Here is a 14,036-nt window from a genome sequence, read left to right as displayed (position 1 = left end):
ACGATGGTATAAGCTGTAAATTTAATTGATACAAGCGGTATAAAAACCGTCAGTGTTTCCGAAATTAATATTACGAATAAAGATGAAAATAAAGATTCTTTTCGCTATCGCGATAATGACTATTTGCACAGGCAATTTGCGTGGACAAGGAAAAGTGCTAGCATATACGGAGGGTTCGGCAAAACTGAACGGCTTTTATGCAGCTCCAACCGGTAAAAGCAATTCGGCGGGAATTCTCATTTTGCCAGCATGGATGGGAATCACGGCTCATGAAAAAACAACGGCCCAACGTTTATCTAAATTAGGTTACCATGTGCTGGCTGCAGATATTTATGGTGATGGAAATCAACCTAAAAACCCACAGGAAGCCGGAAAGCTTGCTGGTTATTATAAAAGCAATATTGAAAAATATCATGAGCGAATTAAAGCCGCGCTGAACACACTTATAAAACAGGGTGCAAGTCCGAGCCAAATTGCCGTTATGGGCTACTGTTTCGGCGGAACCGGCGCTATCGAATGTGCCAGGGAGAACTTTCCGGTTAAAGCCGTTATTTCTTTTCATGGAGGGCTAGGCAGAGATTCTTCCAGGACAATTAATCCGATAAAACCAAAGCTCCTGATCCTTCATGGAGCTAACGACCCTTATGAATCAGAACAAGAAATCAAGGCCTTCCAGCAGGAAATGAAAACGGCTAAGGCTGACTGGCAGATGATTTATCTGCCAAACGCTGTTCACGCGTTTACAGATCCGGCCGCGGGAACTGATCCTTCAAAAGGCGCAGCTTATAACGAGCAGGCTGACAAACGATCATGGGAATATATGCTGGTTTTCTTGAAAGAAATATTCTAGCGATCTAAGTATTTATCATTCTGAAAGTCAAGTTAATCCGATGCTTCATAGGCCTGATTGATTTTGGCACACGGTGTTCCCAGTTTTTCTGCATATCCCCCTTCATTACCAGCAACGAGCCATTTTCCAGCTCAATTGAAAACTTGTGTTGATGATCACTCTTATTGCGGATATCAAATCGCCTTGGCTGACCAAAACTTACTGAAGCAATTACCGGATTCGTACCCAGCTCGGGTTCATCATCACTATGCCAGGAAACGGAATCGTTGCCATCGCGATAAAAGTTCAACAACACACTGTTGAATTTTTCACCGGCCTTTTGTTCTACTTTTTCTTTAAGTGACAATAAATCCGGAGTCCATTTTAAAGGGTGATATTTGTTACCTGAAAATTGGTAAATACTTTCCTCATCTCCGTACCAGGCTGTTAACCTGGGCGTCTTTAACATTTTGCCATACATATGAATAGTCTCCTGATTCCAGGGAGTGACCGTTGTAAGTCTGTCTAAGTAACCCATACTTTCCGCGGTGCTGAAGAACGCATTATGATAAGATGCAAGTTCGTCGGGGATCGACAAAGCTTTATTTTCAAAAAAAGTTAACTGGTTCATAAGGGTTAATCCTGCTTGATTGTATGATGATACAGGCCACGGCGAGCATCGCATTAAGCACGAAATTACCAATAAGGCGCCAGTAAACCGATTTAACCTTTGAAATCTTAAGACAAGCTTGATACTTTAATGACAGGATACTTTGCAGCAATCGCTTATCTTTCCCAAAGATTTAAAGTTCATGTATCAACATTTACAACGGCGCTTAGGTTTACTACAGGCTACCGCGATCAACATGACCGATATGGTTGGAATCGGGCCATTTATTACGTTACCGATGGTGATTGGAATGATGAACGGCCCCTACTTTTTATATGCCTGGGTAGCCGGAGCAATTCTGTCATTTGTTGATGCAATGATCTGGAGTGAGCTTGGTGCCGCTTTTCCCGAAGCCGGCGGAAGTTATAACTTTCTGAAAGCAGCTTACGGCGAAAAAGGTGCGGGCAAAATGATGAGTTTTCTGTTTGTATGGCAAACGATGATCCAGGCTCCCCTGGTTATCGCTTCAGCCGCCATCGGATTTGCAGCTTATTTCTCGTACCTGGTTCCACTGACAACCATTGAATCAAAAGCCGTAAGCGGCGCTGTCGTAGTTCTGATTGTCGTTCTACTTTACCGGAAAACTGAGGCTATCGGCAAAATAAGCGTCTTTCTCTGGGCCGGCGTATTGCTTACAATGGCGATCATAATTGGTTCGGGACTCGCTCATGGCAATTTTTCAAAACCGATAGAACATATCAATGACGGATTGCAGCTCAATTATGCGTTTGTTACTGCTCTGGGTTTCGCCAGCGTCAAATCGGTATACAGCTATCTGGGTTATTATAATGTGTGTCACTTAGGCGGCGAAATCAAAAATCCTTCTATAAATATTCCCAAAAGCATGTTTTTATCCATTGCTGGAATAGCCTTACTGTATCTCATGATGAACGTCAGCATCGTAAGTGTCATTCCCTGGGAGCACGCGAAGAATAGCCAGTTTGTAGTAAGCTTATTTATGAAAGAGCTCGCGGGAGAAAAGGCAGCCATTGTTATTACCTGCCTGATTTTGTGGGTGGCCTTCGCTTCAGTATTTTCAGCAACATTAGGGTATAGCCGTATCCCCTATGCCGCCGCTAAGGATGGCGCTTTTTTCAAAATGTTTGCAAAGGTGCACCCTACCAAAAATTTTCCGCATGTTTCCTTATTGGTATTGGGTGGTGTGGCTTTCGTATTCAGTCTGCTTTTTCGATTGGGCGATGTTATTAGTGCAATTCTCGCCATGCGCATTTTAGTGCAATTTATTGGTCAGGCTATAGGGTTGATTTTGTTGAGAAAGAAACGATCGGCGAATATGTTTCCGTACAAAATGCCCTTGTTCCCTATCTTCGTTTACATAGCAATCATTCTATGGATTTGCATTTTAATCTCAACAGGCTTTACACTTATGCTTTCCGGATTAACGGTAACAGCGATCGGGCTGACTGTCTATTTTATAAAAGCAAAAATTAACAGCGACTGGCCGTTTAAACGCCCGGAAACAAATAACGATCTAAAGCAAACGGCCTGAAGCAAAAATGGCATACTATGAAGCATCTATTAGACAATCCGATATGGAACGCATTGATTTCCGGAAACCAAAACCTCGCACATGGAAGTGAGCAGGCAAAATTTTTCGACGTCTCCGTTGCAGGCTTCGCCGGACTGAAAGATAACAGTGAAAACGACCTGCTTAATTTGCGCGATCAGGTTGCCGCACAACGAGTGGTTGTATTGTTCACCCCAGGCGAAATAAAAATCCCCGAAGGCTGGCTGGTAAAGGCAAAAAAAGATCTCGTACAAATGGTATTTAACGAGCAAGAACTGCCTGGAACTGAATTTAGCAAGGAAGTAGTTCCTTTAACGGATGTTCATATTCCTGCAATGCTTGATTTAACGGCGCTCACCAATCCAGGCCCGTTTTTTTCACGAACTATCGACTTCGGCAACTACGAAGGTATTTTTGAAGGATCACAATTAGTTGCTATGACCGGCCAACGAATGCAGCCTGACCCTTACACGGAAGTCAGCGCGGTATGTACCCATCCTGATCACCTGGGTAAAGGCTACGCGGGAATCCTCATTCAGCGCCAGATCCGGAATATAGTTGATAATTCACGCATACCTTTCTTACATACCTTCTCGACAAATACCCGTGCTATCGCTCTTTATGAAAGATTAGGATTTCGGCTAAGAAAAAATATGCTGGTTTACATCCTTGAAAAAGCCGACTTATAAACAAAAAGGGCCGGTTAAAACCAGCCCTTCGTTTATCAAAGAAAAAAGCTAACTATTTTGCCTGGGCAATTACCGACTCGTTCAAACGAACATATTCATCTGTTTTTGCATCTTTTGCCAGCTGAACACCTTCTTGCGCTGTAGCAATGGCGCCTTGTTTATCACCATTTTTCAGCAAGATCCTTGCCTTCCAGTATTTAATATAGAATTCTTTAGGATTGGCTTTATCCGCCTCGTTTACCCATTCAAGGGCCTTTTTCATATCCTTATTATTGTCGTAATAATACATCGCTGCCTGCATATAAGGTTTTTTCTCACCTTTCATCGCCTCTTCGATGTTTGCCATCACTTTTACGTCAATATCCGTTGAGAGAGGTACGCTTACTTTTGTTTTATCCCAGCAAATATCCATGTTCGCCGTTTTTTCCTTTACGTCTGAAAACTGGATAGTGAATGTCTCGACAGCAGGACTCACAGTTGAAGCCTTGACGGTAAAACGCAGTACATCGTCTTCCTTTTTGTATTCATAAGCGCCCCATTGTTTTGCTGTCTTGTTCAGTATAATTGTCCATTCGCTTTTTCCGGGAATAGTAAACAATCCATAAGTACCCGGAGCAACCGCATGGCCTGCCAGAGAAACGTTATCTGTAAACTCGATAGTGGTGGCCGAATTCGCACCTGTACGCCATACTTCTCCATAAGGAACCAGGCCGCCAAATACTGTTCTGCCCTTGACATTCGGTCGGGCATAAGTAATGTTAACTTTTCCTAATCCTAAATCCTGACTAATGGTTTGTCCTGAACTTGGTTGTGGAAGTTTGAGTTGCGCCAATGATGGCAAAGTCGCCGCTGCAAAGACCAGCGGCAGCATGTTTTTAATAAAAGTTTTCATGAGAATTTAGTTTGTTTTGGTTTAGAAGCCGTTTTCAGAATTCGGTGACAGTGTAATCGAATTTTGTAACGACGACCTAATCTGGTATTAACGCACTAAGATAAAGAAAGGATGGAATAAACTGTCAACATCAGTAACGAGAGCGCAGGTATTGAAACAAAACGAACATTACCAGTATTGTTTTTTTAAATATGAGCTATCATGAAACCTAATTTAACTGCTGAAACCAGCACAACAATCAATGCATCGCCACAAAAAGTATGGAAAGCATTAACTGATCCGGAACAGATTAAACAGTATCTTTTCGGAACAACTGCAACCAGCGACTGGAAGAAGAGAAGCAAAATTACTTATACCGGTGAATGGCAGGGAAAATCCTATGAAGACAAAGGAGAAATTGTTGACATCATTCCGGAAAAGAAGCTGCATACCACCTACTTAAGTGGAATGAGCGGCAAAGAAGATATTCCCGAAAATTATAACAACGTTATTTATACGCTAACGGCCGATGGCGCGCAAACCATCGTAACAATCCAGCAGGACAACATCGCCACCAAAAAGGAAATTGATCATATGAAAGAGAACTGGGCTTTAGTGCTGCAAAACATGAAGAAATTACTTGAGAGCTAGCACTCCGTTTGAATAAAGTTGTGTAGCGCGGTTAATCTTTTATTTATTATACTTGTCTAACTAACACATTATAACGATAATCTATCTTAAACGCTACTCTTATGCAGGACAGGCGCAATTTTTTAAAGTTGACAGGCGGATTGGCCCTTGGATCCCTGATACTTCCGTATATCGCTGAAAGCAAGACAAACGAAGACAAGCCCAATTTTAAAACCGGGATTCAACTTTATTCGGTTCGCGAAAACATGCTTAAGGACGCCGCAGGAACTTTGAAACAACTGGCGGCAATTGGTTATAAGGAAATTGAATCGGCGAGAAGTGATAAAGGGAATTATTACGGACTTACACCAAAAGAAATAAAAAAAATCTGCTCCGACCTGGGAATGACTCTGAGAAGCGGCCACGTCCAGATCGACGGGAAATGGCAGCAATCGATTGACATGGCTGCCGAGGCGGGACAAACCTACCTGGTATGCTCAGTCTTGCCAGTGGAAATTCAAGGAATTGATAATTATAAACGAGCGGCCGAGCGTTTCAACAAAGCAGGCGAAGAATGTAAAAAGGCCGGACTCATTTTCGGTTATCACAATCACGAATATGAGTTCGAAAAAGAAAACGGGCAAACGCTGTATGATATCTTATTAGACAATACTGATCCGAAGCTTGTACAAATGGAGCTTGACCTGGGCTGGCTCATTGTTACGGGAAATGATCCTGCAACCTATTTTAAAAAATATCCGGGACGTTTTCCGTTATGGCATCTCAAAGATATGAACAAAGCTAAAAAGCACAGTACTGAATTTGGCAAAGGTGACGTTGATATCAAAGGTTTACTTGACATGAAAGCAGCCTCGGGTATGAAATATTTTTTTGTGGAACAGGAAGAATACAGCACACAGCCGCTGGAAAGTCTCAAATACGATTACGATTATATTAACAAATAAAAAACCAATTATAACATTATGACTACAAGAAGATCTTTTATCAAGTCAACAGCGTTGTTCTCTGCAGGGATGCTGGTTGCACCTTCCCTCTTTGCCGAAAGCAAAAAAGGAAAACTGATCGGGCTGCAGCTTTATACAGTTCGTGATGCAATGGCGAAAGACCCGGCAGGAACATTGGCGAAAGTTGCGCAGATAGGCTATAATTCCGTTGAAGGAGCAACTTATACCGGCACTCAAACCTTTTATGGAATGACTCCTGTAAAATTTGCCGCTGAGCTGAAAAAAAACGGGTTGATCATACCGAGCAGCCACTACATTCTGGGGCAAGCAAAAATGAACGGCAACGATTTAAAAGGAACTTTGCTGCATGAATGGGATAAAGCCGTTGATGATGCAGCAGCGGTCGGCATCAAATACATGGTTTGCGCTTACCTGATGCCGGATGAGCGCGGCAACCTTGATAACTACAAAAAACTGGCAGAAAACTTTAACAAGGCGGGAGAAACCTGTAAAAAAGCAGGAATCCAATTCTGCTATCACAATCATGATTTTGAATTCCAGGCTGAAGATGGCAAGCTTCCTTATGACGTTTTGTTAAATAATACCGATGCAAACCTGGTAAAAATGGAGCTGGATTTATATTGGGCAACCAAAGCCGGCCATGATCCTGTCGAACTGTTTAACAAGCATCCGGGAAGATTCCCGCTATGGCATGTGAAGGACATGGATAAAACACCTGAACACAGTTTCGCGGAAGTAGGCAGCGGTTCGATCGACTTCAAAAAGATATTTGCTAATGCCGGTAAATCAGGAATGAAATACTTCTTCGTGGAGCAGGATAAAACTCCTGGATCACCGTTCGACAGTATTACCAAGAGTATTGGTTATATCAAGAGCAATCTGGTGTAATAACACGTATTGATTTGAAACCCGCTTAATTCAGGCGGGTTTTTTTATGACTTTATCCCAATATATTGATTCGCGGGTTACAAAAGCTTTTCCAGCACCGGCCAAACTTTTTCAGCGATCACCTTGTACCCGTTAGCGGAAGGATGAAAGCCATCCTGAAGATTCAAATGACGTATTCCTAAAACTCCATCCAAAAGAAAGGGTATAAATTCCATTCGGTTGTCTGTCGCTACTTTCTTAAACATCGAACGAAAAGCGTTGACCATGCCGCCGCCGATAAACGGAGGAAGGTCCATTCCAAGCAGCATGAGTTTTGCGCCGGGGTATTTAATCGTCACTTTTGCTATGATCTTTTGCAGGTTTGATTCAGTAACAAAGGGCTGGATACCACGTAGAATGTCGTTAGCGCCAAGTTCAAGAATAAATATTTCCACCGGCTGGTAGAGAAACAAGTCAACCCGGTTTAAACCGCCCGCCGATGTATCGCCGCTTACGCCGGCATTTATGATCTTGTAATCCAGTTTCTGCTCATTAATTTTTGATTGCAGCAGAGCGGGTAGCGATTCCAGCGAAGGATTGGATAAGCCATAACCTGCAGTCAGGCTGTCGCCAAAGAACAAAATATTTTTCATGAAAAGGGATTAGTCGTGCAGCCGAAGCCGTGTTTGCAGATTTTCAATTTCCCTTTGCAGCGATTTGATCTTATCGAGTAAGTTACTTACAGCTTCAATGCCTTCCACATTGATGTTCAGATCCTGGTGCAATCGCGTGTATTTTTCAATCAGGTAAAGTTCATCTTCGGCAATGAATTGCTGTTCGTCAACTCTGGTAATATGAATAAGTTCATAATCCGATAGTGCATTAACAAAACCACTATCCAACTGATAATGGCTGCAAAATTCTGTTATAGTGATCAATCTTCCACTCATCTTACTGTTTTTGCTAAGTCTCTGAATAATTGCTTTTGCTGTTCGTTCAATCCTGTTGGAATTTTAACGGTGAAGGTCACAAACATATCACCAAAGCTGTCTTCCTTTTTGTAAACCGGGAAACCTTTGCCTTTAAGCCGCACTTTCGTTCCGTTTTGTGTCTCAGGTTTTACCGGAAGTTTCACTTTTCCATCCATCGTTTCAATAGTGAGGTCGCCACCTAAAACCGCCGTAAATAAATCGATTTCCTTATTAACATACAGGTCGGCATCCAGGCGCTTGAACTGCGGATCGTCGGCGATAACAAACCTAATATATAAATCGCCTTTCGGGCCACCGTTTACCCCCTCACCTCCCTGTTCCTTCAGCTTAATTACCTGCCCGTTGGCGATACCGGCCGGCACGGTAATACGAATATTTTTTCCGTTCACAGACAGCGTTTGCTTATGGGTTTGATAAGCGTCAAGTAAGCTGATATGTAGTTCGGCGTTAAAATCCTGTCCGCGATACCTGGCAGCCCGGCCCGATCTGAAGCTACCGCCTCCGCCACCAAACATCGACTCAAAGAAATCTGAAAAATCAGACTCGTTAAACTGCTGGCCATAGTCCTGTGCCGAGCCTTGGTATCCGCGTCCGCCCTGCGACTGCCTGGCTTGCTCAAACTGATCCGCATTCTTCCAATTCTCTCCATACTCGTCGTACTTCTTTCTTTTATCGGGATCACTCAGCACTTCATTCGCCTCGTTGATTTGCTGAAATTGTTTGTGTGCTTCCTTGTCGTTTGGATTCAAATCCGGGTGATGCTTTCGCGCCAGTTTCCTATAAGCTTTTTTGATCTCATCGGAGCTGGCTTTCTTATCTACGCCGAGTATTTTATAGTAATCAACATATGCCATGTAAAATGTATTTGTTGGTTTAACATCTTATACGACAAGCGGTTTAGCTGAAGCCTTAAAAAAATGGAATTATCAAATTCGCAAAAGCAAACCAATGATTTCTTTTAAAGAAAATTAGTTTCTACCTTTAGATATAAAACCTTAATATTCTATTTGTTATTTAAATCATATAAACATTTAAATCATCAGACGCCGATCCTGATTTTGCGTCGTTCTAACCAGCCGGCTATCCATATTGTAATAAAAGAAATTGAAAATGACCGGATTATTCCGCCGGCCCCATTGTTTAGAAAAGCCGGATATTGAAAGTGAATCAGCATAAAAAAGCCAACCATAAGGTACGGAATCAGGTAACAGGTAAGCGTGCTTGTTCCAGCGGGTTTGATAATTTTAAACCAGTCCTTCTTCCCTTTTTTATCTACCAGAAAAGCGATTAATGTAAAAACCAAAATGCTTATTCCGCTGCAAATAAAAACCCAGGCAGGTGTTGAATGAATCTTGGATATCCCGCCGGCGAACGGACGTATATACCATCCGGCGAAGAAGAAGGCCATCGCAGCGGCTGGAAAATAAAGCCATACTTTTTGCCATTGATTTTTCCCAACCCACTGCAGATAAACAACCGTCAATACCATGCCGCCCATAGTTAGCGTTGCCGATGACGCATCGCCCAACACCCACAAATACGAGGCGTTGATATAACCCAGATGCGAGAAACAATTGATTGATGCAAGGATGGCATAGCATATGAACAAAGCCAGTAAGCGTCCTCCGGTAAACAGGAATATTAGCGCACAGATGAGATATGACCACCCGATAATACCTAAAATACCCCACCAGGAAGTATGCATCCAATGTATGTCATTACCCTCGCCGCCCTTGTACATCGCAGCCAATGCCAGCAGGATCAGGCAGCCTGATACGATCAATACATTCTTTAATTTCTTGGAAAAATCACGCGGATAATTCATCCAGATCATGAAAAAAGCGATCGTCATTAAAAGCATCCAGACGGATTTGGGTAGGACTGCTGAAGGATTATATTCCTCAAGATTGACATGATATAAACCCATTACAACTAATGCAAATGAGCGGGTTAAAATATAAAATGTTAATTCTTTCAGGCTATCCCCTTTTTTAATCCGGTTATTTATGGCTAAGGGCAGCGATAGGCCGACAATAAAAAGAAACGCGGGAAAGATCGTGTCTGCGAATCCCATTCCGTCATCGTCTGCACCAACATGATCGATCCATTTCGGAATTTGATGAACGCCGCCAACATCATTTACAAAGATCATGAAAAACATCGTCACGGCCCGAAAGACGTCAATTGAAGCGATCCTTATCGGGTCGGTTTTATGGTCATTTACTTGCATATTTATTGATTCATATTTGTTAAAGCAATTAAAAACCAGGCCGCATGCGGGAGCCATTGTTCCGTCCAGCGCCATTCATTTCCTTCGGCTTCTTTCTTAAAATCGATTCCGCTTCCGTCGGCGATGCCGTCCTTTCCGGTAATGCCATTTGATATACCGCCTTTTTCAGAGCCATGACCGAAGCTTGAATGCATATACGGCACATTGTTTTTACCAAAGCCATACATAAAACACATGGAATATGGATTACAGCCCAGGATCCAGGACAATTGCTGACATGCAAAAACCGATAATGAATCAGACAGGCCATTGTCCGCTTTTCTTCCGGTGATTAACTTTTGACCGGCCAGAGCTGCAGCAGCCAACGAACCCAATCTGGCATTTTCACCCTGCCACCACCAGCCGGTTTCGTTTTCATGCGGAATAAAAAATCCATCACTCAGCTTACCGCCTACGCTAATCGTCTGCCGGGCATAGCCAAAAGGATTAGCGGTATTCGACGTAACTGTTAACTGGTATTTTAAATTGGATGTAATCGCGTCAACAACTTTTTTGCGATAAACCGGATCCGTTTCCTTATCCAGGTAACGGACAAGCGCGATCACAGGCAGGCCCGCATCAGAGGCATGCCAAAACGGTCGACCAGAATTGTTAGCTATGAAAAACCCTCTATTGTCTAACCTTCGTAACAGTTGATTTGCTCGTTTCCGGGCCTCCTGGCGATACATGACGCCTCCCGTTGCAATCCAAAGCTCTGAGGCGGCTAAAAGCGCGCAATAATCGTCGATAATATTTTCCTTACCATCATCATCGTACCTGGTATTGTTTTTCTGCAAATGGTTAAAAGCTTTTTTTGCTCCTGCCAGGTATTGAGCAGAGGTATATTTTCCGTGTCTTTTAAGCCGCGATGCCCTGGCCAAAGCCGCGATAGCCATTCCTCCACCCTCTCTGAAAGCCGCCTGGTAATCCGCGGTGGTTACGCTATTAGCCAGTAAACCTACAACTCGCCGGGCATTCGGATCTTTATTGAAGTAGCTAAACACGATCATATAAAAATAGCCTTCATCTGAAAGCGAGCGCATGAGATAGTCAGCGCCGTAAAGCGCCTCGCTTTCGAGCGAATCCTGTATCGCCGACGATTTCAGCAAGGCCGGCATTTCCTGGGAGGCCTTTACCATGGCCCATGTTACCAATGGAATCTGCTGGGGGGACATGTAGTTAGCGTAAGCGAGGTGTGAAAAGTACTTACTTATATCACCTGAGGCATCGCACCAGCCGCCGCGCAGATCAACAGTTTTGTCGCTGCCGAATAACCGGACATGACTGTCGGCCTCCAGCTCTTCCTTTGTGTTAGCTCGCTGTTTGTGATAGTAGTTCAGAATAGCCGGAAGCGTTTGCCTGGCAAGGGCTTTCTCGCCAACCGAAAATGGCTCGGAAGTATAGCTTTTTCCGACTATTGAAATGCGGACTTTATAAGTACCTGGCTTTTGGAATGCTGAAAAATCTGCCGTGTAAAAATATCTTCCCGGAAACCAGTCGGCTACCTGGAACGGCCCGCTTGCGACAGCACCGAAAACCGGCTTGTCCGCAATTGCATCGATTATTTCAAACCTGGTTTTCGTATTCAAGGCTTCGTCCGTTCCGATAACAGCGATTTTTGGAAGTCTACTATCAAAAGCAACCTGGTTCACATAAATAACCGGTTGAGCAAAACAACAGAAAAACGATAAAAGGCATCCTGTCAAAATGATAAGCAACTTTAATTTCATAACTTATTTAGATTCAGATACTGTGGATGATGCCCATAAAACAGCATTTCTAAAAATCGTGCAATAGGTTTTATTTTTGAACAGCTCAGGCGAATGGCCCATAAAAATATAAACGTTCTTTGCTTTAACTCCGGGGTTTGTCCATACCACGGGATGATCTCCCATTTTAATTTTGGAGTCCGGACTATACGTGGTTTCGTCTACGCTTGCTAAAACATGAACATTTAGACGTGGACTTCTATCATACGTATACCATTCCTCATTCTCCACATAGAAAGATGACGGGACGCCTTTCATAACGGGATGATTCCGATCCTCTACCTTAACTGATGCTGAAGCAAAATCAGGAATGTAATTTTTGTATCGGATGCCTCCCATGAACCCGAAGAACCATTGCCACATCGGATAACCGTCGAATTCGCCTAACAGCGTCGCGTGATGAAAGCCGATCCAGCCTCCCTTTCCCTGGCTAATGTATTTCTCGAAAGCTTTAACAGCGTAATTTTTCCATGCGTACGGCGGATAATCAAGCTGAATAAATAACTTGTAATGAGAAAGATATTCATCAGTAATTGAATCTGTATTTTGAATATACCGAATGGATAAGTCGTGTTCGCCGGCTAACTTATCTAACCAGGGTTTAGCGGCAAGTGAATAGTTCAAATGATGGCCGCCATTTTCATACAATACCAAAATGGCTGTTTTAGAGGGTTGAGCGCTGGCATGATTCGTTGTCACCAGACTGAATATTATCCAAACCCAAAAGACTCTTAAGACGAGATACGCAAGCCGAAAAATCGCTTTCATTACCTGAGATTTTCGTTTATTTCAGTAAGTAAATAGCCCTTTGGATCAGAGCTATATTCCCAAAACATTACGCCGGCCATTTTATTTTTAGTTACGTAAAGGCATTTTTGCTTAACCGACCATTCGTCGTCGAACGTGATGAAATTCTTTGTTTCAGAATTGTATAGATAGGGTGCTTTGGCATTCTTATCTCTTAAGTACTTATAGCCTTCCTTGTTTTTCAGGCTATCTCTGATAGTTGTATAACCGCTTCCGTGAAGGCGCGTGGTCATCGTGTCACCCAAACCATTGACCGCTTTATCGCTAAGCTGATAATGCCTTCCGTAGAAGGCAATTCCCATAACCAGTTTATTCATCGGTACGCCAGCCTTGTTGAAGGCCTTAACCGCATTATCGGCGTTATCATTTTGCGGGTAAGCGGTTGAAGCGTATAAATTCGTGTGGTGGCTGGCCAGTCCGCTTGCGGAAAAATCATACGTCATCAGGTTCACGTAGTCCAGGTATTTTGCAGCCTGCCCCATTTCCGTCAGATCGACAAATTTCTGAAAGCCGGGAACAGCTGTCGTCAAAAGCTTCTTTTGTCCTGTTTGTTGCTGCAGCGTATCTAACTGCAGACGAAGGTCCCGAAACATCAGCGTGAAATTATGCCCATCTTCCGGGCGGAAGACGTTGCCATCTTCTCCGGCAATAGCTGGATATTCCCAATCGATATCAACCCCGTCGAGATTGTATTTACGTATGATATCAACAGCACTTTTAGCAAAAGCCATTCGAGCAGTGTCGGTTAAAACGGCATCAGAAAAGTTTTCACTCCATTCCCAGCCTCCTATAGAAATAAGGATTTTTAACGCCGGATTTTTAGACTTAAGCGCATTCAGATTTTTGAAATTTATTGTATCCGTCGCAATCTTCTCGAGTACGGCTCTGTTATTTCTGATATTGACAAACGCATAATTAATGTGCGTAAGCTTTGTTGGATCTATCATTTCAACCTTTGCCAAACCGCGGAAACCTCCTACATAGCCGATGATTACTTTTTGAGCGTCGTTAGAGCGATTAACTTTCATCGAAAAGAATAGGGCGGGAAGAATAAATAAAGCGAAAAAAAACAGGGCTTTTACTTTCATACGACGGGTTTTATATATTAAAGTTTTTAAGATACTGAACT

15 protein-coding genes are annotated in these 14,036 nt (G+C 43.0%); 6 read left to right on the top strand and 9 right to left on the bottom strand.

What is annotated here, in order from left to right:
• Window positions 1-82 precede the first annotated feature (82 nt).
• Entirely contained in the window at window positions 83-850 is a 768-nt protein-coding gene (locus GS399_RS04260; protein WP_160843355.1) for a dienelactone hydrolase family protein, read from the top strand.
• A gap of 4 nt (window positions 851-854) precedes the next feature.
• On the opposite strand, the gene GS399_RS04255 is transcribed toward GS399_RS04260, so the two are convergent.
• Complete coding sequence (locus GS399_RS04255; protein WP_160843354.1) at window positions 855-1,460, bottom strand: alpha-ketoglutarate-dependent dioxygenase AlkB family protein; 606 nt, start codon at window positions 1,458-1,460, stop codon at window positions 855-857.
• 181 nt (window positions 1,461-1,641) lie between these two features.
• On the opposite strand from GS399_RS04255, the gene GS399_RS04250 reads away from it, so the two are divergent.
• Together GS399_RS04250 and GS399_RS04245 are read left to right on the top strand one after the other, a co-directional pair.
• Window positions 1,642-3,009: an APC family permease gene (locus GS399_RS04250; RefSeq protein ID WP_160843353.1), complete on the top strand. Its 1,368-nt coding sequence runs from the start codon at window positions 1,642-1,644 to the stop codon at window positions 3,007-3,009.
• A 17-nt stretch (window positions 3,010-3,026) separates the two neighbouring features.
• Window positions 3,027-3,716: a GNAT family N-acetyltransferase gene (locus tag GS399_RS04245; protein WP_160843352.1), complete on the top strand. Its 690-nt coding sequence runs from the start codon at window positions 3,027-3,029 to the stop codon at window positions 3,714-3,716.
• 52 nt (window positions 3,717-3,768) lie between these two features.
• Here the strand turns inward: GS399_RS04245 and GS399_RS04240 are convergent, their stop codons facing one another.
• Window positions 3,769-4,608: a DUF2911 domain-containing protein gene (locus tag GS399_RS04240; RefSeq protein WP_160843351.1), complete on the bottom strand. Its 840-nt coding sequence runs from the start codon at window positions 4,606-4,608 to the stop codon at window positions 3,769-3,771.
• Window positions 4,609-4,809: 201 nt separating this feature from the next.
• Between GS399_RS04240 and GS399_RS04235 the strand changes: the two genes are divergently transcribed.
• The 3 genes from GS399_RS04235 to GS399_RS04225 all read left to right on the top strand — a co-directional run bounded on the left by GS399_RS04235 (window position 4,810) and on the right by GS399_RS04225 (window position 7,091).
• Entirely contained in the window at window positions 4,810-5,238 is a 429-nt protein-coding gene (locus GS399_RS04235) for an SRPBCC family protein (protein WP_160843350.1), read from the top strand.
• Between the two features lie 101 nt (window positions 5,239-5,339).
• Window positions 5,340-6,182, top strand: coding sequence for a sugar phosphate isomerase/epimerase family protein (locus GS399_RS04230; protein ID WP_160843349.1), 843 nt, complete (start codon window positions 5,340-5,342; stop codon window positions 6,180-6,182).
• Between the two features lie 18 nt (window positions 6,183-6,200).
• On the top strand, window positions 6,201-7,091 hold the full coding sequence (locus tag GS399_RS04225; protein ID WP_160843348.1) for a sugar phosphate isomerase/epimerase family protein: 891 nt from the start codon (window positions 6,201-6,203) through the stop codon (window positions 7,089-7,091).
• Window positions 7,092-7,168: 77 nt separating this feature from the next.
• Here GS399_RS04225 and GS399_RS04220 read toward each other — a convergent pair whose 3' ends face one another.
• The 7 genes from GS399_RS04220 to GS399_RS04190 all read right to left on the bottom strand — a co-directional run bounded on the left by GS399_RS04220 (window position 7,169) and on the right by GS399_RS04190 (window position 13,995).
• Window positions 7,169-7,723: an arylesterase gene (locus GS399_RS04220; protein ID WP_160843347.1), complete on the bottom strand. Its 555-nt coding sequence runs from the start codon at window positions 7,721-7,723 to the stop codon at window positions 7,169-7,171.
• A gap of 9 nt (window positions 7,724-7,732) precedes the next feature.
• Window positions 7,733-8,020, bottom strand: coding sequence for a chaperone modulator CbpM (locus tag GS399_RS04215; RefSeq protein ID WP_160843346.1), 288 nt, complete (start codon window positions 8,018-8,020; stop codon window positions 7,733-7,735).
• Entirely contained in the window at window positions 8,017-8,916 is a 900-nt protein-coding gene (locus tag GS399_RS04210) for a DnaJ C-terminal domain-containing protein (protein WP_160843345.1), read from the bottom strand. The genes GS399_RS04215 and GS399_RS04210 overlap by 4 nt, the downstream gene beginning before the upstream one ends.
• A 185-nt stretch (window positions 8,917-9,101) precedes the next feature.
• On the bottom strand, window positions 9,102-10,292 hold the full coding sequence (locus GS399_RS04205) for a DUF5009 domain-containing protein (protein WP_160843344.1): 1,191 nt from the start codon (window positions 10,290-10,292) through the stop codon (window positions 9,102-9,104).
• A 2-nt stretch (window positions 10,293-10,294) separates the two neighbouring features.
• Window positions 10,295-12,061, bottom strand: coding sequence for a glycoside hydrolase family 9 protein (locus GS399_RS04200; protein WP_160843343.1), 1,767 nt, complete (start codon window positions 12,059-12,061; stop codon window positions 10,295-10,297).
• Window positions 12,062-12,064: 3 nt separating this feature from the next.
• On the bottom strand, window positions 12,065-12,868 hold the full coding sequence (locus GS399_RS04195; RefSeq protein ID WP_160843342.1) for a ThuA domain-containing protein: 804 nt from the start codon (window positions 12,866-12,868) through the stop codon (window positions 12,065-12,067).
• On the bottom strand, window positions 12,868-13,995 hold the full coding sequence (locus tag GS399_RS04190) for a glycoside hydrolase family 18 protein (protein ID WP_160843341.1): 1,128 nt from the start codon (window positions 13,993-13,995) through the stop codon (window positions 12,868-12,870). The genes GS399_RS04195 and GS399_RS04190 overlap by 1 nt, the downstream gene beginning before the upstream one ends.
• Window positions 13,996-14,036 lie beyond the last annotated feature (41 nt).

It is taken from the genome of Hufsiella arboris, assembly GCF_009834875.1.
In the GTDB taxonomy this organism is placed as follows: domain Bacteria; phylum Bacteroidota; class Bacteroidia; order Sphingobacteriales; family Sphingobacteriaceae; genus Hufsiella_A; species Hufsiella_A arboris.
Note: the sequence above shows the minus strand (reverse complement) of the source record. Positions and strands in the feature narration are given on the sequence as shown.

Excerpts from the sequence above, each read along its gene's own strand:
- GS399_RS04260 (WP_160843355.1), top strand. The coding sequence starts at position 83 with ATGAAAATAAAGATTCTTTTCGCTATCGCGATAATGACTATTTGCACA.
- GS399_RS04255 (WP_160843354.1), bottom strand. The coding sequence starts at position 1,460 with ATGAACCAGTTAACTTTTTTTGAAAATAAAGCTTTGTCGATCCCCGAC.
- GS399_RS04250 (WP_160843353.1), top strand. The coding sequence starts at position 1,642 with ATGTATCAACATTTACAACGGCGCTTAGGTTTACTACAGGCTACCGCG.
- GS399_RS04245 (WP_160843352.1), top strand. The coding sequence starts at position 3,027 with ATGAAGCATCTATTAGACAATCCGATATGGAACGCATTGATTTCCGGA.
- GS399_RS04240 (WP_160843351.1), bottom strand. The coding sequence starts at position 4,608 with ATGAAAACTTTTATTAAAAACATGCTGCCGCTGGTCTTTGCAGCGGCG.
- GS399_RS04235 (WP_160843350.1), top strand. The coding sequence starts at position 4,810 with ATGAAACCTAATTTAACTGCTGAAACCAGCACAACAATCAATGCATCG.
- GS399_RS04230 (WP_160843349.1), top strand. The coding sequence starts at position 5,340 with ATGCAGGACAGGCGCAATTTTTTAAAGTTGACAGGCGGATTGGCCCTT.
- GS399_RS04225 (WP_160843348.1), top strand. The coding sequence starts at position 6,201 with ATGACTACAAGAAGATCTTTTATCAAGTCAACAGCGTTGTTCTCTGCA.
- GS399_RS04220 (WP_160843347.1), bottom strand. The coding sequence starts at position 7,723 with ATGAAAAATATTTTGTTCTTTGGCGACAGCCTGACTGCAGGTTATGGC.
- GS399_RS04215 (WP_160843346.1), bottom strand. The coding sequence starts at position 8,020 with ATGAGTGGAAGATTGATCACTATAACAGAATTTTGCAGCCATTATCAG.
- GS399_RS04210 (WP_160843345.1), bottom strand. The coding sequence starts at position 8,916 with ATGGCATATGTTGATTACTATAAAATACTCGGCGTAGATAAGAAAGCC.
- GS399_RS04205 (WP_160843344.1), bottom strand. The coding sequence starts at position 10,292 with ATGCAAGTAAATGACCATAAAACCGACCCGATAAGGATCGCTTCAATT.
- GS399_RS04200 (WP_160843343.1), bottom strand. The coding sequence starts at position 12,061 with ATGAAATTAAAGTTGCTTATCATTTTGACAGGATGCCTTTTATCGTTT.
- GS399_RS04195 (WP_160843342.1), bottom strand. The coding sequence starts at position 12,868 with ATGAAAGCGATTTTTCGGCTTGCGTATCTCGTCTTAAGAGTCTTTTGG.
- GS399_RS04190 (WP_160843341.1), bottom strand. The coding sequence starts at position 13,995 with ATGAAAGTAAAAGCCCTGTTTTTTTTCGCTTTATTTATTCTTCCCGCC.